Here is a 406-nt window from a genome sequence, read left to right as displayed (position 1 = left end):
GAGGCCCTCGTTACAATGCGCGCCCTTTACCCTGATTCACGAGGTTAACGTGCTGGATAGCATCAAGATTAAATTGCAATATTGGCTACCGAAGCTGGCGCTGACCCGCCTGGCGGGCTGGGGCGCCGACAAACGGGCCGGCTGGCTGACCCAACTGGTGATCAAGGCCTTCGCCCGCTTCTACCGCGTGGACATGCAGGAAGCGCAAAATCCGGACTTGGCGTCTTACGCCACCTTCAACGACTTCTTCGTGCGCCCGCTGCGCGATGGCGCACGCCCAATCATCGCCGACGCCAACTGGCTGGCGCTGCCCGCCGATGGCGCCATCAGCCAGCTCGGCCCGATCCGCGACGATCAAATCTTCCAGGCCAAAGGCCATCACTACAGCTTGGAAGCGCTGCTGGCC

The 406-nt window shown here is 62.1% G+C and carries 1 protein-coding gene; it reads left to right on the top strand.

Going from position 1 to position 406, the window contains the following annotated elements; translation table 11 throughout:
• Window positions 1-49 precede the first annotated feature (49 nt).
• Window positions 50-406: phosphatidylserine decarboxylase (locus SOP85_RS31240; RefSeq protein ID WP_323629440.1), on the top strand; the 357-nt coding region annotated here is incomplete at its 3' end.

This window comes from Pseudomonas sp. YuFO20 (assembly GCF_035064975.1).
GTDB lineage: Bacteria > Pseudomonadota > Gammaproteobacteria > Pseudomonadales > Pseudomonadaceae > Aquipseudomonas > Aquipseudomonas putida_AE.
The sequence above is the reverse complement of the archived record's forward strand: the minus strand, read 5'-3'. Positions and strand labels throughout refer to the sequence as shown.